The following is a 24207-nucleotide window of genomic DNA, read 5'->3' on the forward strand; positions in this document are numbered from 1 at the left end:
GAGAGACGCAAGTCACTCATATAAAACTATTATTACAAGTACAAAAAGGAAACCTTATGGCTCTAGAAAGAACGTTTTCAATTGTTAAGCCTGACGCTGTAGAACGCAATCTGATTGGTGAAATCTACCACCGTATCGAAAAGGCGGGTCTGCGTATTGTTGCTGCAAAAATGGTTCATCTGACAGAAGAACAGGCGAGCGGTTTTTACGCAGAACATGAAGGCAAACCTTTTTTCCCTGCACTGAAAGAGTTCATGACATCTGGCCCTATCATGGTTCAGGTTCTTGAAGGTGAAGATGCAATCGCTCGTTACCGTGAGCTAATGGGCAAAACAAACCCAGAAGAAGCGGCATGCGGTACAATCCGTGCTGATTACGCACTGAGCATGCGTCATAACTCTGTTCATGGTTCAGACAGTCCTGAATCAGCGGCTCGTGAAATCGAGTTTTTCTTCCCAGAGTCAGAGATTTGCCCTCGTTAATCTTGTACTAGTTTGATTACCAAGCCTCGGTTTTTTCCGGGGCTTTTTATTATCCGTTATTCAGAAAGAGTGAAGAAGAATAATTGGCTAAAATTTAATCATTAAGATTTTAATGCCTTAGCGAAGTCAGGGTCTTACAGCCCTTGTTGTAGCTGCATAAAGGCTGTACAATTCGCGCCCTTATTCTTGTTTCAGTCATTGAGAGGCAACATGACCACTGAAAAAATCAATCTACTCGACTTTGATCGCAAGGGCATGCGTCAATTTTTCGCGGATGAGCTAGGCGAAAAAGCGTTCCGTGCTGATCAGGTTATGAAGTGGATCTACCATTTCGGTGTTGATGACTTCGACAACATGACGAACATCAACAAGAAGCTACGTGAAAAACTGCAGCACAAGTGTGAAATCAAAGCACCTACCGTGGCAGAAGCTCAGCACTCTTCAGACGGCACAATCAAGTGGGCGATGAAGGTAGGTGACCAAGACGTAGAAACGGTTTACATCCCAGAAGATGACCGAGCAACCTTATGTGTGTCTTCTCAGGTAGGTTGCGCGTTGGAATGTAAGTTCTGTTCAACAGCACAACAGGGCTTCAACCGTAACCTAAAAGTATCTGAAATCATTGGTCAGGTATGGCGTGCGGCACGTGAAATCGGTTTGCAGAAAGAAACAGGCCGTCGTCCAATCACTAACGTAGTGATGATGGGCATGGGTGAGCCACTTCTTAACATGAAGAACCTAATCCCAGCACTAGAAATCATGCTTGATGACCTGGGTTTCGGTCTTTCTAAACGTCGTGTAACCGTATCAACTTCAGGTGTGGTTTCTGGTCTTGATCAGATGACGGGCAAAATCGACGTCGCATTGGCGATTTCTCTACACGCGCCAAACGACGAACTACGTAGCCAAATCATGCCAATCAACGACCGTTGGGATATCCAAGACTTCCTAGCGTCTGTTCGTCGTTACATTGCGTCTTCAAATGCGAACCGCGGTAAAGTAACCGTTGAGTACGTGCTGCTTGATCATGTGAACGATGACATGGACCACGCACGTGAATTGGCTGAATTGATGAAAGATACCCCATGTAAGATCAACCTGATTCCGTTTAACCCGTACCCAGGTTCTCCTTACAAGAAGCCAAGTAACTCGCGCATTGACCGTTTCCAGAAAACGCTAATGCAATACGAGCACACAGTAACGGTTCGTAAAACGCGCGGTGATGATATCGATGCAGCATGTGGTCAGTTGGTTGGTGATGTTATTGACCGCACAAAACGTACCGCAGCTTTAAAAGCAGCACGTGGTGCAGAAACCATCGACGTAAAAGCGGTGTAATTCGCAAAGAATAGAAAAATAGCCAGAGCCTTTTGCTCTGGCTATTTTGTTTCTCGAAGGTGGAATGTAATCTGACACTGACAATCGTATCGGCGATTATTTCGCGTTACTGTGTCAATTTTTGGACAAAAGCTTGAGCTATCTGTTAATTTGAGAGCAAAGAGTTTTTGTCTTCGTTAAACATTCGCTTATCATGGTAAGTGAGATAAAACTACGACACTGACTATTCTCAGTATTTTTCCAATACGCTTTGCTGAACCATTGCAAAACGAGCATTCTTACTCTGACTACTGAGAATTTCTAAAAGATTATTTTGGTTAACGCGTTTAGGCTAGCTATCTTTAAGTAAGGCTTAATTAGAACAAAAACGAAAATAAATAACTGCGTTAGCCACCAAACAGATTAAATACCGCCATTATGACAGAACACGAAAATACGAATGAAGTGCCACTTTCGATGGAAGCGGGCACGTTACTTAAAAACAAACGCGAATCTCTAGGCATGACTCAGAAGCACGTTGCTGATCGCCTTAGACTTCGCGTTTCTGTTATTGAAGACATTGAAAACAATCGATTTGAAGAGCAACAGGTAACAACGTTTACACGTGGTTACTTGCGTTCGTATGCCAAGCTTGTTGGCCTTGATGAAAAGATTGTTTTGGCAGCTTTAGAGCAGACATCTGAAGTGCATGTTAAGCCACAAGAGACAGAGATGCAGAGTTTCTCTCGTAAAACGAAACACGAGAAACACAACAGCCGCATTATGTTACTCACTTGGGCGATTGCTATCGTGATCACCGGTATTTCGGGGGCATGGTGGTGGCAGAACCAACAAGAAAACAGCCTTGCGCAGTTAAGTGCAGAAACTGCGGAAACAGAGCAAGTTGCTGATGATGCAGAAATCGACCAAATGAGTGCTGATGAGCTTATTGCCAGCACTCCTGCTGAGATTGCACCAGTATCGGCTGCGCTAACCGTGGTTTCTGAAGCTGATACGGCGATGAGTGCGGCGGGTGATGTGACTGAGCCAGTCGTTGCCGCAGTAGCGGCAGGAGTGACAGAAGAAGCCACTCAAGAACCTGTCGCGGTGATTGAAGACGCGCAAGAGGCAGAAGAACCAGCAGCCCCAGTTGTGCCAGAAGGCATGACACTGCTAACTATGAAATTCAAAGCGGATTGCTGGATTCAAGTCAAAGACGCGAATGGCAAAACGTTAGTAAGCGGTACTCGTAAACCGGGCCAAGACGTAGAACTTGCCGGAAAAGCACCGTTTAAAGTGATATTAGGCGCACCTGAAGGCGTCACAATGACATTTGCAAGTGAACCTGTCGACCTTTCTGGGTATACTTCAGGCAAAGTAGCTAGATTCACTTTACCGTTATAAATATTATGCAACACGAATCTCCAATTATTCGTCGTAAATCGACGCGTATTTATGTGGGTGATGTGCCAATTGGTGATGGTGCACCAATTGCAGTACAGTCAATGACAAACACTCGCACGACTGATGTGGAAGCCACAGTCGCACAAATCCGAGCATTAGAAAAAGTGGGTGCAGACATTGTACGTGTTTCTGTTCCTACTATGGATGCTGCGGAAGCCTTTAAGCTCATCAAACAGCAAGTGTCTGTGCCGTTAGTTGCGGACATTCACTTTGACTACCGTATTGCCCTGAAAGTGGCCGAGTACGGTGTTGATTGTTTGCGTATCAACCCAGGCAACATCGGTAACGAAGAGCGTATTCGCTCTGTTGTTGATTGTGCCCGTGACAAAAACATCCCTATCCGTATCGGTGTAAACGGCGGTTCTTTGGAAAAAGATCTGCAGATGAAATACGGTGAGCCAACGCCAGAGGCATTGGTCGAGTCGGCGATGCGTCATGTGGATCATCTAGACCGTCTTAACTTTGACCAGTTCAAAGTTAGTGTGAAAGCGTCAGATGTGTTCCTAGCGGTGGATTCATACCGTCTATTGGCCAAACAGATTGACCAACCTTTGCACCTTGGTATCACCGAGGCGGGTGGTGCTCGCGCTGGTTCAGTGAAATCATCGGTTGGTCTAGGTATGCTTTTGGCTGAAGGTATCGGTGATACGCTGCGTATCTCGTTGGCGGCAGATCCGGTAGAAGAGATCAAAGTTGGCTTTGATATTCTTAAGTCTCTGCGTATTCGCTCACGAGGTATCAACTTTATTGCTTGTCCAAGCTGTTCACGTCAGGAATTCGATGTGATTAATACAGTGAACGCACTGGAAGAGCGCCTAGAAGACATCATCACACCTATGGATGTGTCTATCATCGGCTGTGTCGTAAACGGCCCTGGTGAAGCTGAGGTTTCACACCTAGGCCTAGCTGGCAGCAACAAGAAGAGCGCATTCTACGAAGACGGCAAACGTCAGAAAGAGCGTTTCGACAACGATGATCTAGTGAACCAGCTAGAAGCGAAAATCCGTGCGAAAGCGTCTGTATTAGACCAAGCTAACCGCATCGATATCAAACAAGAAGATTAATCTCATAGCTTGAGCACGCTAAGTGTGCTCGGGTTACTAAGCGACGGTAATAATTGTGGCAAAGAAAATCCAAGCAATCCGAGGCATGAACGACTGCCTTCCAACTCAGTCTCCGCTGTGGCAGAAACTTGAAAACGCAGTAAAAAGTACTGTGAGCGCATACGGCTACAACGAAGTGCGCATGCCAATCGTTGAAGAAACAAACCTATTCAGCCGCGCGGTTGGTGAAGAGACAGATGTCGTTTCAAAAGAAATGTACACCTTTGATGATCGTAACGGAGACAGCCTAACACTTCGCCCTGAAGGTACGGCGGGCTGTGTACGTGCATGTATTCAAAACAGCCTGATTAACCGTGACGAACAACGTCTATGGTACATGGGCCCTATGTTCCGCCACGAGCGTCCGCAGAAAGGTCGTTACCGTCAATTCCACCAGTGTGGTGTTGAGGTGTTCGGTCTAAATGGTCCGGATGTTGATGCTGAGCTTATCATGATGACAGCACGTCTATGGCGTGAGTTGGGTATCAATGAGCATGTTCGTCTTGAGCTTAACTCTATCGGTTCTCAAGAAGACCGCGCAGACTACCGCACGGCATTGGTTGCATTCCTTGAGCAACATATCGATGTACTAGACGAAGATTGTAAGCGTCGCATGCACACGAACCCACTGCGAGTTCTGGATACGAAGAACCCTGAAGTTCAGGCTATTTTAGTTGATGCACCTCGTCTTTCTGAGTACTTAGGTGAAGAATCTAAAGCACACTTCGCAGGTCTATGTGAACTTTTAGACGCTGCAGGTATCGAATACACAGTTAACGAGCGTCTAGTTCGTGGTCTGGATTACTACAATCGCACGGTATTTGAGTGGATCACTGAGAGCCTAGGTGCTCAAGGCACAGTATGTGGCGGTGGTCGTTACGATGGTCTTGTAGAACAATTAGGCGGCAGTGCAACACCAGCTGTTGGCTTTGCTATGGGTCTAGAGCGTCTTGTACTGATGCTAGAAACACTAGAGCTAACAGACGTTCGTCGAAGTGTCGATGTTTACGTTGTGACAGCAGGCGAAGGCACAATGATGGTGGGTATGAAGCTAGCAGAACAGCTTCGTGAAGCAATCCCAGGCGTTCGCGTGATGAGCCACTTCGGTGGTGGTAACTTCAAGAAACAGTTTAAGCGCGCAGATAAAGTGGGTGCTGTAGTAGCATTGGTTCTGGGCGAAAATGAAGTTGCAGAAAACACCGTAGTACTAAAAGACTTGGTGGGTGGTGAGCAAGAGACTTACAACCAAGCAGAAGTTGCTGAGAAGATCGCAGCACTGATTTAAGTCTTTTAATAAGCTAAAGATTAAATCCTAATTCGTAATAGTAAGGCTCCCAAGATAGGAGCCTTTCGCCGAAATAGGAACAATGGCAGCCTCGCTGTCATTTACATGTTTTAAGAGGACAGGAAGTGGAACTTTACGATACTGAAGAACAACAAGTTGAAGCCATTAAAGACTGGTGGAAGGAAAACGGCAAAGCCGTCATCATCGGTGCGGTTGTTGGTTTAGGTGGTCTATTTGGCTGGCGTTACTACCAGGATTCTGTGATTCAGGCGAGTGAAGCAGCTTCTCAAAGCTACACAACAGTAATGAACGCTCTGCAAACCAAAGGTGCAGACGCACAAGCGGACATTCAAGCGTTCATCGACTCAAACGAAGTTAAAGAGTACTCAGTACTTGCAGCACTTCAACTAGCGAAAGTACAAGTGGATGCGAAAGATCTTTCTGCTGCACTTGAGCAACTGAAATGGGCTCAAAGCAACACCAAAGATGCCGCGCTATCTCCACTTATCAGCTACCGTATTGCGCGCATTGAAGCAGAAATGGGTAACTTTGACGCAGCAAACGCTGAGTTAGGCAAAGTGACTGATGCAGCATGGACTGGTCGCATTGCTGAGCTGCGTGGTGATATCGCTCTTCGTCAAGGTGACAAAGAAGTAGCATACGCAGCGTACACTGAAGCTCAACAAGCTGCAGACGCTAGCCCAACGCTACAAATGAAATTGGACGACTTGGCGAAATAAGGACCGCATTGGATGAAAAGAGTCTTTAAGAAAGCCTTGTTAGGGGCATTAACAGTGGGAATCCTAGCTGGTTGTGCTGGCGAGGAAGATACCATTGTCATGGCTCCACTACCTCAGGTAGATAGCGAGTTTACGCCTAGTGCGAAATGGTCGACGTCGATTGGTGATGGCGTAGGGCACTATTTCTCAAAACTGTCGCCTGTTGTGGCAAATGACACTTTGTTTGTTGCAAGCCGTGATGGTCTAGTTAAAGCGCTGGATCCAGAAAACGGTAAGCAAAAATGGCAAATTGACCTAGAAGAAGATGTAATTGCGCGTCTTTCTGGTGGCATCACTGCCGCTTACGGTAACCTGTACATCGGTTCTGAAAATGGTGAAGTCATTGCACTTAGCCAAGAAACTGGTGAAATCATTTGGCGTATCGAAGTTGGTGGTGAAGTTCTAGCACGACCAGTTGCGGATTCGGGCATGATCATCGTAAACACGAGCCGTGGTACGTTGATTGCGTTAGATGAAAGCACGGGTGAACAACGCTGGGCACTGAGTACCGAAGTACCAAACCTGACGCTGCGTGGTGATAGTACGCCAACGGCGATCGGTGGTGGTGTATTCTGGGGTACGGCAAACGGCCGACTGGCGGCAGCGATTGTTGAACGTGGTCAGCTTATTTGGCAACAACCAGTAGGTACTCCAAAAGGTGCAACGGAAATCGATCGTCTGGTAGACGTAGATTCTTCACCGGTTGTTCTAGGTGGTACTCTTTTCACCATCGGTTATAACGGTCAGCTTATTGCTATCGACTTGCGCAGCGCAAACCCAATTTGGAAGCGCAACTACTCATCGGCGAACGATATCGCGACAGATGGTAGCCGTATTTTCGTGATCACTGAGAAAGATCATGTAGTGGCAGTCGATGCGCGCAGTGGTACTGAGCTTTGGGAAAACAGCCAGCTGGAATACCGTCAGCTTACTGCTCCAGTTATCGTTGATAATTACCTAGTGGTGGGTGATACATTGGGTTACCTACACTGGATCGATCGCTCTACAGGCGAATTCGTTGCACAACAATATGTCGATGACAGTGGTTTTGCTGTTGGTCCGACGTTATTGCCTGATGGTTACGTGATTACAACTCGCAATGGCGATGTAAAGAAACTAACCATTAACGAATAATATCGTGATATAATTCACATTCGGCTCCTGGCTGGTAACAGTTAGGAGCCGTTTTGTTGTTTGAAATTATTATTTATTAACCGTTATTCCTGACGTGGTTATAGGTAAAAAGCTGGTTTGATTTGGCATCGAGCAAGTCGTTACCTATAACTACAGAAGAAAGATTATTGTAGAGGTTGTTATGGTACCTGTTGTTGCTCTAGTAGGGCGTCCGAACGTAGGTAAATCTACACTTTTTAACCGATTGACACGCACACGTGACGCGTTGGTTGCGGACTTCCCTGGCCTAACGCGAGACCGTAAATATGGCCAAGCTCGCCTTGGTGAAGAACACGAATTTATCGTTATCGATACCGGTGGTATTGATGGCACAGAAGAAGGCGTAGAAACGAAGATGGCAGAACAATCGCTCGCTGCGATTGATGAAGCTGACGTAGTACTATTCCTTGTTGATGGTCGCGCTGGCTTAACGCCATCGGATGAAGCGATTGCTGCGCACCTGCGCAAAATCGAAAAGCCAGCAATGCTGGTAGTAAACAAGATCGATGGTATTGATGCCGATGCAGCTTGTGCCGACTTCTGGCAACTTGGTGTTGACGATATGTACCAAATTGCAGCAGCACACGGCCGTGGTGTGACGGCATTGCTAGAACGCGCATTAGCGCCATTCTTTGATGATCTGCTGGCAAGTGAATCTGGAGAAGGTGAGATTGAAGATCTGACTGAGTTCGAAGATGAAGAGCTAGCGGTTGAAGATTACACCGAAGAAGACGCAGAAGCAGAGTTCAAACGTCTGCAAGACCAGCCAATCAAACTGGCGATCATTGGTCGTCCAAACGTTGGTAAATCAACACTGACAAACCGTATTCTTGGTGAAGAGCGTGTTGTGGTATATGACATGCCAGGCACTACGCGTGACTCAATCTACATTCCAATGGAACGTGATGGTCGTGAGTACGTATTGATCGATACTGCTGGTGTACGTCGCCGTGGTCGTATCAACGAAACAGTAGAGAAATTCTCTGTTGTTAAAACACTGAAAGCCGTAGAAGACGCAAACGTGGTTCTATTGGTTATTGACGCACGTGAAAACATTTCTGATCAAGACCTGAGTCTACTTGGCTTCGCATTGAATGCTGGTCGTTCAATCGTACTAGCAGTGAACAAGTGGGATGGTCTAGATAACGAAGTGAAAGAGAACGTGAAGAAAGAACTCGACCGTCGTTTAGGTTTCGTTGACTTCGCTCGCATTCACTTTATCTCTGCGCTTCACGGTACAGGTGTTGGTCACTTGTTCGAATCGATTCAAGAAGCGTACAAGTCGGCAACGACACGTGTTGGTACCTCTGTTCTGACTCGTATCATGAAGATGGCAACAGACGATCACCAACCACCAATGGTTCGTGGCCGCCGTATTAAGCTGAAGTATGCGCACGCGGGTGGTTACAACCCACCAATCGTGGTTGTTCACGGTAACATGGTTCGCGATCTACCAGATTCGTACAAGCGCTACTTGATGAACTACTTCCGTAAGTCTCTGGAAATCATGGGTACACCAATCCGTATTAACTTCCAGAACAGCGACAACCCGTACGAGAACCGTACAAACAAGCTAACGCTATCTCAAGAGCGTAAGCGCAAGCGTATGATGTCTGCAGTGAAGAACCGCAACAAGTAATCGCCTAAGATTTTATGAATACCCAAGTCTCGACTTGGGTATTTTTTTATCAGCAGAATTTTGCTCTAAGCAATGTATTAGAAGTATGAAGACCATGACCATCACAGCTACCAAGACGCGCTTCTGTCATCAAACTTGGCGACTGGAAGCGCCAGTGCAACTTGTTCACTCTACAGAAGAAGTGACTTATGTACTTACAGAAATCACACCTTTCCATCCTGTCAGCCACATTTGGCCTGATCATCCTGCAGACAAAGGTACCCTTACTATCAAGGGTATAAGCTATGAAGTAGCGGATTGCCAAGTTGGAGTGGTAGAGCTTGCAAGTGGAGAATTGCATGTCGGTACAGCAATTCCTGTAAAACGCGATACGGAAGGGTGGGCGTTTGTGGTGGTGCACGTACTGTCACGAACTGATGCTATAAAGGCTGGTGATACTGCATTATTGGAAGTCGACAAAGAGTACCAGTTGTCGTTAAGCCGTGGACATAGCGCTGGGCACATTGCATACCTTGCGCTCAATAAGGTGCTGGCGCAAAACTATTGGCGTAAAGACGCTGACCGCAAAGACCCACACGGTAATTACGATTTCAATAGCTACGCCCAAGAGACCAGCTTTGTTACTCCGGATAAATGTCTGGATACCTATCGTTTGGGCAAAACTCTTCGTAAAAGGGGTCTAAACAGTGCAGATATGCTGTCTGACTTGAAATACATCGAACAACAGGTGAATGTTCTGTTGAAAGATTGGCTAAAAAGAGACATGGCGATCACCATCGATTGTCATGGTGAACACCTTACCGATTCACGTTACTGGCAGTGTGATTTAGGTGAAGGTGAAATCGCGGTCATCCCTTGTGGGGGAACGCATGCGAGCCATTTAAGTGACTTTGGTTCTATCCAAGTAACACTGGTGGAAATAGACTCACAGACAATTGAAATGCACACTGATGTAATACGCTAAATTTAGCTTTTGATCTTTTTATTAAATCCTGCTCATCTTGGTTTTGTATTTGGTTTGTGGTTTTTAGTTCTGTTTTAAATTGAAAGACAGAATATGTAACTTATGCTTTCGGTGTGTGGTTATATAAATATTCTTTTAAGGGGTGATCGCTGATCAAAAGGGAAATATCCGAAGATCAGCACACGATCTTTTATAGTGTCGCGTTCGTATATTGTGATTTAGTTACCTGTGCCATATTTATAGATTTATTATATTGCAGGCTAACAAACATAATAACGATGTGAATACACCACAATGGACAAAGATAGACTGTTAGATGCTCACCGAGCAGTCAATCGTCTTTTAGGTAAGCTTGCTCTGGGAATGGAACGCGATAGTCTCAATCATGAAGTTATCAAGTTAAGTGAACGCCTATTTGGGAAGAGGCAAGCTTCCATTTTACGATTGCACCCCGATACCAACACATTGCATTTGGAATTTGCCCCGCATTTACCTGATTTCTACAATCAAGCGATTGAAGGGGTTGCGATTGGGCCGCAAATAGGATCATGCGGCGCTGCCGCGTTTTTGAAGCAAACCGTCGTTGTCAGTGATATCGATCACCATGTTAACTGGGCACCTTTCCTTGAACTGACTCAGCAGGCTCAACTCCGAGCTTGTTGGTCTGTTCCGATCATTGCTTCGGATGGCTATGTATTGGGGACATTCGCTGTATACAGCAATACGCCCTCTGAACCGCATGCCTATGAGCTCGAAGTGCTCGAAATGTTGGCTGCTTTGTATGCGGTAGCATTAGAGAAGTATCGTTTAGAAGAGCAACTGCATTTTCATGCCAGTCGAGATCCACTCACGCACTGTTTCAATCGACGAGCGTTATTGACGGAAGTTGACCGAAAAATTAACGGTAAATGTGGTCGCAATGCTGTGGTTGGATGTTTCTTTGTTGATATTGATGAGTTTAAGTACATCAATGATCGTTTTGGTCATGAAACTGGTGACCAAGTCTTGGTGCTAGTGGCTGAGTACTTGAAGCAGGCGTTTCGCTCATGTTCCGTAATAGGGCGGTATGGTGGCGATGAGTTTGTTGGTTTCTGCTGTTTCCCAAACCAGCATATTTATCAATCTTTTGTCGAGCGCTTAGAAGATGAGCTTAACCAAGTGTGTCAACTTGAAGAGTATAAAGTAAAAGCCAGTATTGGTGCTGCTTGCAGTACTGCCAGTGAGCGAGCAGTATTACAGCAGCTTATTCAACAAGCCGATGTTGCTATGTATCAGAACAAACGCGCCAAACGAGCGTGATTAAGATCAAGGCACTAAGCTGGCTTATGATTAGACTGTAAGTCAATGAATCGCGTTTTTTTAGGGGTAACCATGCAACCGAATATTTGCCCAACATGCGACATCGAATTGGAATGGTCAGTGCAATACCATTGCAATAAGTGTGAGTCGGATTATAAGAAAGTGGGATTTTGTCCAGATTGCGACGCTGAACTGGAAAAGCTACAAGCTTGTGGTGCAGCAAACTACTTTTGCAACAGTTGTAATGAACTCAAATCGAAATCACGAGTTCGATTTGAGTTTCAAAAAATCAGTTAACGGTAGAGCGAAGCTCACCATCAGATAAGCGGGTGACCAATACGTCGCCCGTTTTCACATCTTTCGCCTGGGTAACAACCTGACCTTGCTCAGTTTGAGTAATCGAGTAACCACGTTTTAGCGTTGCCAGTGGGCTTACCGTATCTAACTTCTCCGCTGCAATTGCCAGTTGATGGCGCATGGTCAGTAACTTACGGTCCATCGCATCCAGCAATTTTTGCTCAACTCGGTCAAGCTTCGACTTCTGCTCAGCCAAGCGCTTTACTGGTGAGTTCAGTTGTAGGCGATGATGTTTGCGTTCCACCGCTTGTTGGCGTGTCGTGATGAATCGTTGCATCGCGCGTTGCAGGCGCATCTCCAACTCATCAAGTTGTTGTGTCTGGCGCTGCAATTGATAGCTTGGATGCTGGCGCTCTAAACGGTGCATCAGTTGAGCCGATTGCTGTTTTTGTTGCGCTAGGTAGTAACGCATTGCACTGGCTAGCTTATGTTGGCGAGTCACCAAAGCTTGATCTTTGTTGCTGTTATCGCGGCTTACCAATTCAGCCGCCGCTGATGGCGTCGGCGCTCGCATGTCCGCAACAAAGTCAGCAATTGTCACGTCAACTTCATGACCAACTGCACTGATGATCGGAATTTGGCTTGCAGCAATAGTACGAGCAAGGATTTCGTTGTTAAAGCACCAAAGGTCCTCTAACGAACCGCCACCACGACCAACAATCAATACATCACATTCATCACGACTGTTTGCACGGCCGATTGCCTGCGCAATTTGAATGGCTGCTTCTTCACCTTGCACCATGGTTGGGTAAACCACCACGGGTAGAGAAGGATCTCGGCGTTTCAATACATCTAGTATATCGTAAAGTGCGGCACCGGTTTTCGAGGTGATCACACCAACGCGTTTTGGGTGCTCAGGTAAAGGCTGCTTATTGGTTTGAGCAAACAAACCTTCTGCTGCCAGTTTCATCTTAAGTGCTTCGAACTCTTGCTGCAGACGACCATCACCTTCTGGTTGCATGCTTTCGATGATCAATTGATAGTCACCACGTGGCTCGTACAGAGACAGACGGGCTTTAACTAATACTTGATTGCCGTTAGCAGGTTTGAAAGTGACGCGACGATTGTTACCACGGAACATGGCACATTTAACTTGAGCGCGAGAATCTTTAAGAGTGAGGTACCAGTGACCAGAGACGGGAGCTGAGAAGTTGGATATCTCTCCGACAAGCCAGACGATCCCCATTTCGTTTTCGAGCAGCAGACGCACTTCGGCATTGAGACGAGAAACAGTGAAGATGTTTTGATTGGTCTGGGAGAGCACAGCTAATTCCGTAGACGTGAGTATGGAAATTAGCGGCAATATAATACATAGCAAGGGGGTAATTGCAAGAAAAAAATTAAAAAAATTGTGGTCAAGCGATTGCGTTAACCGTATAATCCCTCCGCAATATCTAATCCAAATGTAGCCAACAACCTAAAATTGGTTACCCTCATTATGCGAAACGATGAGATTGGATTGTTCTTTCTACTCCTCTAATTGTGAGATATTGCAAATGCTAAGAATTGCCAAAGAAGCGCTGACATTCGATGACGTACTACTCGTGCCAGCTCACTCCACTGTTCTCCCAAACACAGCTGATCTTCGCACCCAGTTGACCAAGAACATCACCCTAAACATCCCAATGATTTCAGCGTCTATGGACACTGTTACTGAAGCTCGTCTAGCTATCGCGCTAGCGCAAGAGGGTGGCATTGGCTTTATCCACAAAAACATGTCTATTGAGCAGCAAGCTGCTGAAGTTCGTAAAGTTAAGAAGTTTGAAGCTGGCGTTGTTTCTGACCCAGTTACGGTAAACCCTGAAGCGACAATCGCTGACGTGGTTGCACTGACTGACAAACACGGCTTCGCTGGTTTCCCTGTAATCACAGAGAACAACGAGCTTGTAGGCATTATCACTGGTCGTGATGTGCGCTTTGTTACTGACCTTTCTAAGAAGGTGTCTTCAGTAATGACAGCAAAAGAAAAACTTGCAGCAGTAAAAGAAGGTGCAACACGTGAAGAAGTGCAAGAGAAGATGCACGAAGCACGCGTTGAGAAAGTATTGGTTGTGAACGATGAGTTCCAACTAACCGGTATGATCACTGCGAAAGACTTCCACAAAGCAGAACGTAAACCAAACGCATGTAAAGATGAGCGCGGTCGTCTACGTGTTGGCGCAGCCGTTGGTGCAGGTGCTGGCAACGAAGAGCGTGTTGCTGCTCTAGTTGAAGCGGGTGTTGACGTTCTACTTATCGACTCTTCACACGGTCACTCTGAAGGTGTACTAAACCGCATCCGCGAAACTCGCGCTGCTTACCCAGATCTAGACATCATCGGCGGTAACGTTGCGACAGGAGCTGGTGCTAAAGCACTTATCGAAGCGGGTGTTAGCGCAGTGAAAGTGGGTATCGGCCCTGGTTCAATCTGTACAACTCGTATCGTAACGGGCGTTGGTGTTCCTCAAGTAACAGCAATCGCAGACGCAGCAGAAGTGGCGAACTCATTCGGCATTCCAGTTATCGCTGACGGCGGTATCCGTTTCTCTGGTGACATCTGTAAAGCAATCGTAGCTGGCGCATCTTGTGTGATGGTTGGTTCAATGTTCGCAGGTACAGAAGAAGCACCGGGTGAAGTGATTCTTTACAACGGTCGTTCTTACAAGTCTTACCGTGGCATGGGTTCTCTTGGTGCGATGTCTCAAGGTTCATCTGACCGTTACTTCCAGTCTGACAATGCAGCAGACAAGCTAGTACCTGAAGGTATCGAAGGTCGTATCGCATACAAAGGTCGTCTAAAAGAAATCGTACACCAACAAATGGGTGGTCTACGTTCAAGCATGGGTCTTACTGGCTCTGCAACGATTGAAGATATGCGTACTAAAGCTGAATTTGTTCGTATCTCAGGTGCGGGCATGGCTGAATCACACGTACACGACGTTCAAATCACTAAGGAAGCGCCAAACTACCGTCGCGGTTAATTTTTACTGTTGTAAAAATAAAACCTATATACCCGACGTAAACGTTTGCTTTTTTCCTTGAAGCATTAATAAGAGGCGAGTACACTCGCCTCCGTTTTAATAACCTAGCTTATAAGACTGCTCAAAATGACTAAAAATATTCATGACCAACGTATTCTGATCTTGGACTTCGGTTCTCAGTACACTCAGCTAGTAGCGCGCCGTGTACGTGAAATCGGTGTTTACTGTGAACTGTGGAGCTGGGACGTTGAAGAAGCGGATATTCGTGAATTCAATCCAGACGGTATCATCCTATCTGGTGGTCCAGAAAGCGTAACGGAAGATAACTCTCCACGCGCTCCTCAATACGTATTTGACTCTGGTGTGCCAGTACTAGGTGTATGTTACGGCATGCAAACTATGGCTGAGCAGCTAGGTGGTAAAGTAGCGGGCTCTACTGAACGTGAATTCGGCTACGCACAAGTTAAAGTTTCTGGTGAATCTGCACTGTTTAAAGATCTTGAGCTAACTCAAGATGTGTGGATGAGCCACGGTGACAAAGTAGTAGAAATTCCTGCTGACTTCGTGAAAGTCGGTGAGACAGATACATGTCCGTACGCTGCGATGGCGAACGAAGAGAAGAAATACTACGGCGTTCAGTTCCACCCAGAAGTAACGCACACGAAAGGCGGCCTACAAATGCTAGAGAACTTCGTTCTTGGCGTATGTGGCTGTGAGCGTCTATGGACTTCTGAATCTATCATCGAAGACGCGGTTGCTCGTATTAAAGAGCAAGTAGGTGACGACGAAGTTATCCTAGGTCTATCTGGTGGTGTTGATTCATCGGTAGTAGCGATGCTAGTTCACCGTGCAATCGGCGACAAGCTAACGTGTGTGTTCGTAGATAACGGTCTTCTTCGTTTAAACGAAGGTCAGCAAGTAATGGATATGTTCGGCGACCAATTTGGTTTGAACATCATCAAAGTTGACGCTGAAGATCGCTTCCTAAAAGCACTTGAAGGCAAAGCGGATCCTGAAGAGAAGCGCAAGACAATCGGTCACGTATTCGTAGACGTATTTGATGAAGAGTCTAAGAAGCTGAAAAACGCGAAATGGCTAGCTCAAGGTACGATTTACCCAGACGTTATCGAATCTGCTGCATCTAAGACTGGTAAAGCGCACGTGATCAAATCACACCATAACGTGGGTGGTCTTCCAGATGACATGGAAATGGGTCTTGTTGAGCCACTACGTGAGTTGTTCAAAGATGAAGTTCGTAAGATCGGTCTAGAGCTTGGCCTTCCGTACAATATGCTTTACCGCCACCCATTCCCGGGTCCTGGTCTAGGTGTTCGTGTTCTTGGTGAAATCAAGAAAGAGTACTGTGACTTGCTACGTCGAGCAGACGCTATCTTCATTGAAGAGCTACACGCTGCAGACCTATACAACAAAGTATCTCAAGCGTTCACGGTATTCCTACCAGTTCGCTCTGTAGGTGTAATGGGCGATGGTCGTAAGTACGATTGGGTTGTCTCTCTACGTGCCGTAGAAACTATCGACTTTATGACTGCGCATTGGGCACACCTACCATACGACTTCCTAGGTAAGGTTTCTAACCGTATCATAAACGAAGTTGACGGTATTTCTCGCGTGGTTTACGACATCTCTGGTAAGCCACCAGCGACAATCGAATGGGAATAATTTCCTGTTAGATATACCAAATTGAAAACCAGCCTTCGGGCTGGTTTTTTTATGCCTGAAAAGTGTGAACGCAGGTCTCAACTTTTTTATTAGAAAATATATACATGCGATATTGTTGAATGTATATTCATTTTTGATGTTTAGATATTAAAGTTGGTATTGCTATGGAACAGGCAGAAGTTACCTCTCTCATCCCCATCATTATTACGTTAGTTCTTGCGCTAACCACAAGAAACGTTGTCGTCGGTCTTTTTGCCGGCGTTGTTAGCGGTGTGGCTATGTTAGAAGGTACATTCGTCGACAAAGGTCCGCTCGATTCGTTTAGCGCGCTGATGAAAAGTTACCTGTTGCCGCAACTGACTGACAGTTACAACGCGGGCGTCATCCTTCTTTTGGTTTTCATTGGTGGCTTTGTTGCCTTGATGGAGAAATCTGGCGGTGGCGTGGCGTTCGCTAAAAAGGTCACACAGTGGGTTGCCAGTAAATGCCAAGCGCAGATCTCTGCTTGGTTTGGCGGCGTTGTTATTTTCTTTTCAGACCTTGGTACGCCGTTGATTGTCGGCCCTGTTTTTCGTCCTCTTTTTGATAAACTGAAGGTCTCTCGCCAGAAGCTTGCCTTTATCATCGATTCCACCTCTTCACCTGTCGCTATCCTAATTCCTTTCATCGGTTGGGGCGTTTACATTATGGGACTGATTCAGAAAGAGTTCGCAGCACTAGACGTGGGTATCAGTGATTGGGATGCCTTTATTGGCGCGATTCCTTATCAGTTTTATGCCTTTTTAGCGATCGCGATTGTGCCGATTGTCTCTTTCCTCAAACTGGATTTTGGACCAATGGCGAAAGCCGAACAGCTTGCAGAGCAGGGTTCTGATTTTGGAAAAGTGCAAGATTCGTTGAATGTTTTTGAGCATAAAAATGCAAAAACAAGTTTTGTCTGGGCACCGCTGATCGTCATGCTAGTTGTGCTTTGTTCAATATTGGTTCCTCACGGTTTTCCATTTCAGAAAGTTTCAGGCTCCACCTTCCGTGCTGCATTGTCGTCGGCGTATTTCTTTGCTGCAATTACCCTGATTAGTTTGATGGCGTTTTATGGCGTGAGAAAGCTCTCTGATGGCATTCAGGTTTACCTAAGAGGGATGTCGAACATGATGTCTGTTGCGGTGATCTTGGTGTTGGCGTGGTCACTGAGTTCTGTCGGTAAAGAGCTTGGCGCTGCGGCTTACATTGCAGAGCAAGCACAAGCTGGCTTCCCTTACTGGTTATTGCCTGCCGTGGCTTTTCTATTGGCGGGTATTATCTCTTTTGCTACAGGGTCGTCATGGGGTACTTTTGCCATCATGATGCCATTGGTCATTCCAACCGCTGTCGCGATTGATGCGCCATTGTTGGTGTGTATTGGTGCGGTGCTATCTGGTGGTTTATTTGGTGACCATTGTTCACCAATTTCGGAAACTACCATTTTGTCTTCGACTGGTGCGGGTTGTGAGCAGTATGAGCACTTTAGAACCCAGTTGCCTTATGCGGTACTCAACGGCGCTATCGCCCTGACAAGCTTCCTTGTTGCGGGGGTAATGGCTTCTCCTTTGATTGTGCTGGTGGCAATAGTGGCGCAGTTTGCCATTTATTTGGTGCTCTCTAAGCAGCAATCTTCACCCCTGTCAGAGCAAGTAATAGCAGAGCAATAGCAATAAATGAGATCAGGGGATTATCCCCCGTTTTCTTTTGAGTCGAGGTAACAGTTTTTGTGATACTCGCTGTGTAACAGTATTTATTTATGAAATTTGCGTCGCAGAATTAATTCACTTCGCTCGGCGTTTTTTCTACATGATCCACTATGTGTCTAGTTATTCCTTGTATATTGTATTGTTCAATACGGAGATTAGACATGTTTGCACTCAAACATCTGCCTCTTGCATTAGGTTGTGTACTTGCTGCACAAGCTCATGCCAGCATGAATATCCAACCTGATCCACAAAACCCAAATGGTTACGTGATTGCTCGTGGCGACATCCAAGCTATGGAGCAAAGTAAGACTTCTGACCCTATGTATGCTATCTGGTCACAAGCGCTAGAGACTAGTCCAAATACGGTTGTTGAAGCTATTGTTCCAGGCGCAGCAAGTAACCCAGAAAACGTTCAACGTGTTGAGCGTGTTTTTCCTGAATCTGAGTGGGACTTCTTAACTCAGATGGCTGCACCAGAGTACACATATACTCGCTTCCTACGCGCGATTGGTAAGTTCCCTGCATTCTGTGGTGAGTACACAGACGGGCGTGATTCAGACGCGATTTGTAAGAAATCCATCGTGACAGCATTCGCGCACTTTGCCCAGGAAACCGGTGGCCACATTGCGGTTGATAACCTATCGGACAACCCGCTTGCACTGGAAGAGTGGCAACAGGCATTGGTTCACGTGCGTGAAATGGGGTGGTCTGAAGGTCAAGAAGGCTACACGACAGGCTGTGGTCAGAACGATTGGCAAAACAAGCGTTGGCCTTGTGAGCCTGGTCAGGGATATTTTGGTCGTGGTGCAAAACAGCTTTCTTACCACTTTAACTACGGCGCGTTCTCTGAAGTGATGTTCGATGGTGATGCATCGGTGTTGTTGAAAAATCCCGGCTTAGTCGCTGACTCATGGTTGAACCTAGCTTCTGCGATTTGGTTCTTCTTAACCCCTCAAGCGCCCAAGCCAGCAATGCTGCACGTGATTGATCGTACTTGGGTACCATCGCAACGTGAAATTGATGCGGGCATTGGTTACGGCTTCGGTACTACGATCAACGTCATCAACGGCGGTATTGAGTGTGGTGAGCGGAACAAAGACAAAGGCCAGCCAGTTAACCGCATTCGTTACTGGGAAGGTCTAGCGGCGCACTATCAAATTCCTATCGAAGCTGATGAAACCAATACCTGTTGGCAACAAACGCCTTACGGTAGCTTAAACCTTAACGGCGCGACTGACGTTCTTTACACCAACTGGGATGGTAACTGGAAATACTACTCAGATCGCCCGGGCGGTCACTCATTTGAATGTGAGTTGGTTGGTTTCCAAACCGCGTATTCGGCACTGGTTGCTGGTGATTACGAGAAATGTGTTACCAACTTCTACCAATCTCATGCTGGTTGGCCTGAAGTTCGCGTTGTGGATAAATTAGACCCAGTCGATCCGGTTGATCCGCCAGTGGATGGTATCGCTGCTTGGGATTCAGGCAAGGTATACAACACGGGTGATCAAGTTTCTTATCAAGGTGCTGTGTATGAAGCGAAGTGGTGGTCACAAGGCAATGAGCCTACGAAAGGAGACCCTTGGAAGTTAGTTTCAGGTACACCAACAGAGCCGCCAGCAACAGAACCACCGGCCACTGAGCCTCCTGTTACTGAACCGCCAGTGACAGAGCCACCAGTCACAGAACCTGAACCACCAGTATCAGGTGACTTTATTGCATGGGAACCGGGTGTCACTCAAGTAGCGAATGGCGACAAAGTGACTTATCAAGGTAAATGCTTTATTGCGAAAAATGGCCCAGGAGTATGGGAAACGCCAACTCAGAGCAATTGGTTCTGGGATGAGATCTCTTGCCAGTAATTGAACAATAAATAGTCTAAGTAACTATAAAGACTCTGCTTTTTAGCAGGGTCTTTTTTTATTCGTTTGTTTGCCTGTTTATGCAATCTAAGTTTTCAATAACGTCTTTTCTCTTTTGATTTTTTGTCCATTAAAATTCGCGCGCAATTTTTATCAACATTTTTGAAAACAGGTACGCTTACATGTCTACTAAACTGGCTAACCCAGCGCCGCTAGGCCTAATGGGTTTCGGTATGACCACGATTCTGCTTAACATCCATAACGCAGGATTTTTCCCAATTGACTCAATGATCCTAGCAATGGGTATCTTCTACGGTGGTCTTAGCCAAGTTATTGTTGGCATGATGTGCTTCAAACGTGGTGATACTTTCGGTACAACTGCGTTTACTTCATACGGTCTATTCTGGCTAACATTAGTTGGTCTAATCGTAATGCCATACATGGGCCTACCAGCTAGCCCAGCACACTTCATGGGTTGGTACCTACTACTATGGGGTATCTTCACTGGCTTCATGTTTATTGGTTCTCTATGTTACCCAGTAGCGAAGCAAGTTGTGTTTGGTTCTCTTACTATCCTGTTCTTCCTACTTGCGGCACGTGACTTCACTGGCAGCACAGTTATCGGCACTATCGCAGGCTTCGAAGGTATCTTCTGTGGCGCGAGCGCAATCTACTTTGCAATGGCTCAAGTACTGAACAACGAATACGGTCGTACAGTGCTTCCAATCGGCGAAAAGCAAAAGCCTCAAGTTGCAACGCAAGAAATCGCAGCTTAATCGCTCTGATTTGAATGCAAAAGAAAAGGGTTAGCCACTGGCTAACCCTTTTTTAATGTCCGTTATTCGGACCACTGCTTTTTCTTATATACCTGCTAACCTGTTGGGAGAGGACGCTAAGTGAAGCATTAGGTAGATGGTTGCTCTACCGTTTCTGTTGCATCGCTGTCCGCAGTTGGTGCTTTTCCTGTCTTACGTTTGTACTTCTCTTCCCAGTAAGTCGCGCCTTTAATACCAAGTGCTACTGGGTTGAACGTAAACTCAGTCACACCGCGTTTTTGTTGCTCTTCGTAGTCAGCGAGTGCTTTTAGGGCTGGTTTCGACATGAAGAAGATGATCATAATACCGACAATGTTCAGCCATGCCATTAGACCAACACCGACATCACCCATTGCCCAAGCAAGATTAGCTGTTTTAACCGTGCCGTAGAATACGGCTGTGACAATCACAAGCTTCAATGCGAACATTAAGCCGTTAACTTTGAATGTACGGCGGATGTATGCGATGTTGGTCTCTGCAATGTAGTAGTAAGCCAGAATCGTTGTGAAAGCGAAGAAGAACAGTGCGATAGCAATAAACGGTTTACCAACGCCAGGTAGGGCACTTTCAATCGCCATTTGCGTAAATACAGGACCGTTCGCACCGATGTCTGCTGGTAGGTTTTGTACGAGGAATGTTCCTTCCACCGCACCTTGTACGTTGTAAGCACCAGTGATAAGAATCATAAACGCGGTTGCAGAACATACTAGCAGCGTATCGATGTAGATAGAGAACGACTGAACTAGGCCTTGTTGTGCTGGGTGATCAACACTTGCCGCTGCTGCTGCGTGAGGGCCTGTACCTTGGCCTGCTTCGTTAGAGTAAACACCACGTTTTACACCCCAACCAATCGCAGCACCAACTCCAGCCATCGGTGTGAATGCATCACCAATGATCATGCCAACGATGCGTGGAATCTCACCGATGTTAAGTAGAATGATAACGAACGCGGTGATGATATAAGCCAGCGCCATGAACGGAACGACAATTTGAGTGAAGTTCGCGATGCGCTTTACGCCACCAAAGATGATGAATGCAAGAATGACACAGACAACCGTACCAGTGAAAATTTTAGCGAAACTGAAGGTACCAATAGCAGTTTCAATCATGTCACCTGAGCCAAAGGCTGCCTCTACAGCGTTACCAATACTGTTCGATTGGACACCAGGAAGTAGAACACCACATGCAAATATGGTTGCAATTGCGAAGATCCATGCGTACCACTTCTGACCCATCGCTTTCTCAATGTAGTAAGCTGGACCGCCGCGGAATTCGCCTTCGTCTTCTTCTTTATAAATCTGTGCGAGCGTTGACTCTGCGTATGCCGTTGCTGCGCCAAAGAAGGCAACGACCCACATCCAGAAAACCGCACCTGGACCACCGAAACCGATAGCAGCTGCAACACCTGCAATGTTGCCTGTACCTACACGGCCAGATAGTGAAACGGCCAATGCCTGAAATGATGAAATCCCCTTGGTTGAACTCTTTCCATTAAGTAGCAAGCGCCACATTTCAAAGAAGTGGCGAATCTGCACAAAGCGCGTCATGACCGAATAGAACAAACCAGCACCAAGGCACAAATAAATTAGTACCGGACTCCAGATAATTCCATTCAGAAAATCAACTAATGACTGCATGAGTATTTTCCCTGTTTGTTATGTTTGTGGTTGTTTTTCATACAACACATTAACCTTTTTTGTAATGTAATTGTTAACTTTTTTGACTGAGAATCCTTTGTAGCGTGATGGTGGGCACAGAATGCTTAAATATTGTTAAAAGTTGGTTCTTGTTATGTATATGGGTGGTTTTTTATTGGAAGTTGCAATGAGTTGATTAAATATGCAGCATATTGTCATGAAAATTTACTGCTAATATAGAAAGTCATATCTTCTAAATTTTATTCAACTTGTAGAGTAATACGCTATTTGAAATGGATTGCAGGTGTTTAGGCGTAACGGTTCAAGCTTAATTCTGAGTGATTTGTTACTTTGGTATCCGAATTCAGCATGATGTCTGCAAGTATTTGCCCTGAGCCACACGCCATTGTCCAACCGAGGGTGCCATGCCCCGTGTTGGTAAATAAGTTCTCGTATGGTGTTGCACCAATAATAGGCGTACCATCTGGTGTCATGGGGCGAAAACCGCTCCAGAATTCGGCTTGAGTGAAGTCGGCACTTTGCGGAAACAGATCACGAATCACCATTTCAATCGTATTTTTGCGCTTTTGTGGTAACGAAGGATCAAAGCCTGCTAGCTCTGCGGTTCCTGCGACGCGAATGCGATCATCAAAGCGCGTCATGGCCACCTTATAGGTTTCATCCATGACGGTAGAACGTGGCGCAAATTGCTCGCATTTAATCGGCACCGTCAGTGAATAGCCTTTGACGGGATAAACAGGGATGTCGATCTCAAGCTGTTTGAGTAACGCTGTCGAGTAACTGCCGGAGGCAAGTACAAATTGGTCTGCTCTAAACAAATCACGGTCCGTTTGGACACCCATGATCTTTTTGCCTACAGCAACCCAATTACTCACCTCCGTATTGAATTCAAACCTGACGCCATGGGCTTTCGCAAGCTCTGTTAACTGCTGACAGAACTGGAAACAGTCTCCCGTTTCATCATCGGGTAGATATAGCCCACCGACCAATTTTTCTTTTACTAATGCCAATCCTGGCTCTTGCTTGATGCACTGTTCGACATTCATTAACTGAAAGCGTGTACCGCTTTGCTCTAACAGCTTAAGGTCTTTTTCTATGGCATCGAGCTGCTGTTGAGAGCGAAATACTTGCAGGGTGCCCAATTGGCGTCCTTGGTATTCAAGCGCATGCTCACGGCGTAACTGCTCCAAACACGCGCGACTGTGATTGGCGATAGAGAGCATTCTTGCTTTGTTGATCTGATAGCGGGATAAGGTGCAGTTCGACACCATTTGCGTTGCCCAGCGAATTAGCTCTGGACTGAGAGATGGCTTTATTTTAAGTGGTGCATGTTCTTCAGTGAGCCACTTTATGGCTTTGAGTGGTACCCCTGGCGCAGCCCATGGTGAAGAATAACCGTAAGAGATTTGTCCCGCGTTAGCGAAGCTGGTTTCCATCGCACTATTTGCTTGGCGATCGATAACGGTGACCTGATAGCCAGCCTGAGATAAATACCAAGCTGAGGTTAAACCGATAACACCACTGCCTAACACGATGACTTCCATTGATGCACTCCACACATTTTCTATGTTGCGCAGTTTGTCTTCTTTACCTTTTGTTAACAATCGATATAAATTACATTCAGCGTTTAGAAAAACTATAGG

At 46.1% G+C, this 24207-nt stretch carries 19 protein-coding genes; 16 read left to right on the forward strand and 3 right to left on the reverse strand.

Going from position 1 to position 24207, the window contains the following annotated elements; genetic code table 11:
• The first annotated feature begins 56 nt into the window (after window positions 1-56).
• The 11 genes from ndk (at window position 57) to A8140_RS03410 (ending at window position 11802) form a co-directional block, all read left to right on the forward strand.
• The gene (gene ndk / locus A8140_RS03360) at window positions 57-482 is read left to right on the forward strand and encodes a nucleoside-diphosphate kinase (protein ID WP_005532589.1); all 426 of its coding nucleotides are present in this window, start codon (window positions 57-59) and stop codon (window positions 480-482) included.
• Window positions 483-692: 210 nt separating this feature from the next.
• The gene (gene rlmN, locus A8140_RS03365; RefSeq protein WP_005532587.1) at window positions 693-1820 is read left to right on the forward strand and encodes a dual-specificity RNA methyltransferase RlmN; all 1128 of its coding nucleotides are present in this window, start codon (window positions 693-695) and stop codon (window positions 1818-1820) included.
• A gap of 417 nt (window positions 1821-2237) precedes the next feature.
• Window positions 2238-3203: a cytoskeleton protein RodZ gene (rodZ, locus tag A8140_RS03370; protein ID WP_033000218.1), complete on the forward strand. Its 966-nt coding sequence runs from the start codon at window positions 2238-2240 to the stop codon at window positions 3201-3203.
• Between the two features lie 5 nt (window positions 3204-3208).
• Window positions 3209-4327: a flavodoxin-dependent (E)-4-hydroxy-3-methylbut-2-enyl-diphosphate synthase gene (gene ispG, locus A8140_RS03375; protein WP_005532585.1), complete on the forward strand. Its 1119-nt coding sequence runs from the start codon at window positions 3209-3211 to the stop codon at window positions 4325-4327.
• 55 nt (window positions 4328-4382) lie between these two features.
• Complete coding sequence (gene hisS / locus A8140_RS03380; RefSeq protein ID WP_005532584.1) at window positions 4383-5651, forward strand: histidine--tRNA ligase; 1269 nt, start codon at window positions 4383-4385, stop codon at window positions 5649-5651.
• 125 nt (window positions 5652-5776) lie between these two features.
• Window positions 5777-6391 (forward strand): YfgM family protein, encoded by a 615-nt coding sequence (locus A8140_RS03385; RefSeq protein ID WP_005532583.1) that lies wholly within the window; start codon window positions 5777-5779, stop codon window positions 6389-6391.
• 12 nt (window positions 6392-6403) lie between these two features.
• Window positions 6404-7564, forward strand: coding sequence for an outer membrane protein assembly factor BamB (bamB, locus tag A8140_RS03390; protein ID WP_005532582.1), 1161 nt, complete (start codon window positions 6404-6406; stop codon window positions 7562-7564).
• Window positions 7565-7745: 181 nt separating this feature from the next.
• Window positions 7746-9242 (forward strand): ribosome biogenesis GTPase Der, encoded by a 1497-nt coding sequence (gene der / locus A8140_RS03395; RefSeq protein ID WP_005532581.1) that lies wholly within the window; start codon window positions 7746-7748, stop codon window positions 9240-9242.
• 94 nt (window positions 9243-9336) lie between these two features.
• The gene (locus tag A8140_RS03400; protein WP_033000221.1) at window positions 9337-10206 is read left to right on the forward strand and encodes an alanyl-tRNA editing protein; all 870 of its coding nucleotides are present in this window, start codon (window positions 9337-9339) and stop codon (window positions 10204-10206) included.
• Between the two features lie 294 nt (window positions 10207-10500).
• On the forward strand, window positions 10501-11505 hold the full coding sequence (locus A8140_RS03405) for a GGDEF domain-containing protein (RefSeq protein WP_005532579.1): 1005 nt from the start codon (window positions 10501-10503) through the stop codon (window positions 11503-11505).
• Window positions 11506-11577: 72 nt separating this feature from the next.
• Complete coding sequence (locus tag A8140_RS03410; RefSeq protein WP_005532577.1) at window positions 11578-11802, forward strand: zinc ribbon domain-containing protein; 225 nt, start codon at window positions 11578-11580, stop codon at window positions 11800-11802.
• Here the strand turns inward: A8140_RS03410 and xseA are convergent.
• Entirely contained in the window at window positions 11795-13126 is a 1332-nt protein-coding gene (gene xseA, locus A8140_RS03415; protein WP_005532576.1) for an exodeoxyribonuclease VII large subunit, read from the reverse strand. The two genes, A8140_RS03410 and xseA, sit on opposite strands and share 8 nt — an antisense overlap.
• A 232-nt stretch (window positions 13127-13358) precedes the next feature.
• Here xseA and guaB point away from each other — a divergent pair, with 232 nt between their 5' ends.
• From guaB to A8140_RS03440, 5 genes are all read left to right on the forward strand, one after another.
• Window positions 13359-14822 (forward strand): IMP dehydrogenase, encoded by a 1464-nt coding sequence (gene guaB / locus A8140_RS03420; protein WP_005532575.1) that lies wholly within the window; start codon window positions 13359-13361, stop codon window positions 14820-14822.
• Between the two features lie 126 nt (window positions 14823-14948).
• Window positions 14949-16502: a glutamine-hydrolyzing GMP synthase gene (guaA, locus tag A8140_RS03425; protein ID WP_005532574.1), complete on the forward strand. Its 1554-nt coding sequence runs from the start codon at window positions 14949-14951 to the stop codon at window positions 16500-16502.
• A 164-nt stretch (window positions 16503-16666) separates the two neighbouring features.
• The gene (locus tag A8140_RS03430) at window positions 16667-18190 is read left to right on the forward strand and encodes a Na+/H+ antiporter NhaC family protein (protein ID WP_005532573.1); all 1524 of its coding nucleotides are present in this window, start codon (window positions 16667-16669) and stop codon (window positions 18188-18190) included.
• A gap of 200 nt (window positions 18191-18390) precedes the next feature.
• A complete protein-coding gene (locus tag A8140_RS03435; protein ID WP_005532571.1) occupies window positions 18391-20091 on the forward strand; it encodes a chitinase in 1701 nt (566 codons plus the stop codon).
• A 182-nt stretch (window positions 20092-20273) separates the two neighbouring features.
• Window positions 20274-20867, forward strand: coding sequence for an acetate uptake transporter (locus A8140_RS03440; RefSeq protein WP_005532570.1), 594 nt, complete (start codon window positions 20274-20276; stop codon window positions 20865-20867).
• A gap of 128 nt (window positions 20868-20995) precedes the next feature.
• Here the strand turns inward: A8140_RS03440 and A8140_RS03445 are convergent, their stop codons facing one another.
• Both A8140_RS03445 and A8140_RS03450 read right to left on the reverse strand, forming a co-directional pair.
• Complete coding sequence (locus A8140_RS03445; protein WP_005532569.1) at window positions 20996-22543, reverse strand: alanine/glycine:cation symporter family protein; 1548 nt, start codon at window positions 22541-22543, stop codon at window positions 20996-20998.
• Between the two features lie 308 nt (window positions 22544-22851).
• Window positions 22852-24108, reverse strand: a complete 1257-nt coding sequence (locus tag A8140_RS03450) for a D-amino acid dehydrogenase (RefSeq protein WP_005532568.1) — start codon at window positions 24106-24108, stop codon at window positions 22852-22854.
• Window positions 24109-24207 lie beyond the last annotated feature (99 nt).

Origin of the sequence: Vibrio campbellii CAIM 519 = NBRC 15631 = ATCC 25920, assembly GCF_002163755.1 — a bacterium.
GTDB classification, from domain to species: domain Bacteria; phylum Pseudomonadota; class Gammaproteobacteria; order Enterobacterales; family Vibrionaceae; genus Vibrio; species Vibrio campbellii.

Bases quoted from the DNA above. Each gene is read 5' to 3' on its own strand.
- A8140_RS03410 (WP_005532577.1), top strand. From the start codon at position 11,578: ATGCAACCGAATATTTGCCCAACATGCGACATCGAATTGGAATGGTCA.
- A8140_RS03450 (WP_005532568.1), bottom strand. From the start codon at position 24,108: ATGGAAGTCATCGTGTTAGGCAGTGGTGTTATCGGTTTAACCTCAGCT.
- rodZ (WP_033000218.1), top strand. From the start codon at position 2,238: ATGACAGAACACGAAAATACGAATGAAGTGCCACTTTCGATGGAAGCG.
- der (WP_005532581.1), top strand. From the start codon at position 7,746: ATGGTACCTGTTGTTGCTCTAGTAGGGCGTCCGAACGTAGGTAAATCT.
- ispG (WP_005532585.1), top strand. From the start codon at position 3,209: ATGCAACACGAATCTCCAATTATTCGTCGTAAATCGACGCGTATTTAT.
- guaA (WP_005532574.1), top strand. From the start codon at position 14,949: ATGACTAAAAATATTCATGACCAACGTATTCTGATCTTGGACTTCGGT.
- A8140_RS03400 (WP_033000221.1), top strand. From the start codon at position 9,337: ATGACCATCACAGCTACCAAGACGCGCTTCTGTCATCAAACTTGGCGA.
- bamB (WP_005532582.1), top strand. From the start codon at position 6,404: ATGAAAAGAGTCTTTAAGAAAGCCTTGTTAGGGGCATTAACAGTGGGA.
- A8140_RS03430 (WP_005532573.1), top strand. From the start codon at position 16,667: ATGGAACAGGCAGAAGTTACCTCTCTCATCCCCATCATTATTACGTTA.
- A8140_RS03435 (WP_005532571.1), top strand. From the start codon at position 18,391: ATGTTTGCACTCAAACATCTGCCTCTTGCATTAGGTTGTGTACTTGCT.
- A8140_RS03440 (WP_005532570.1), top strand. From the start codon at position 20,274: ATGTCTACTAAACTGGCTAACCCAGCGCCGCTAGGCCTAATGGGTTTC.
- guaB (WP_005532575.1), top strand. From the start codon at position 13,359: ATGCTAAGAATTGCCAAAGAAGCGCTGACATTCGATGACGTACTACTC.
- A8140_RS03445 (WP_005532569.1), bottom strand. From the start codon at position 22,543: ATGCAGTCATTAGTTGATTTTCTGAATGGAATTATCTGGAGTCCGGTA.
- ndk (WP_005532589.1), top strand. From the start codon at position 57: ATGGCTCTAGAAAGAACGTTTTCAATTGTTAAGCCTGACGCTGTAGAA.
- A8140_RS03405 (WP_005532579.1), top strand. From the start codon at position 10,501: ATGGACAAAGATAGACTGTTAGATGCTCACCGAGCAGTCAATCGTCTT.
- rlmN (WP_005532587.1), top strand. From the start codon at position 693: ATGACCACTGAAAAAATCAATCTACTCGACTTTGATCGCAAGGGCATG.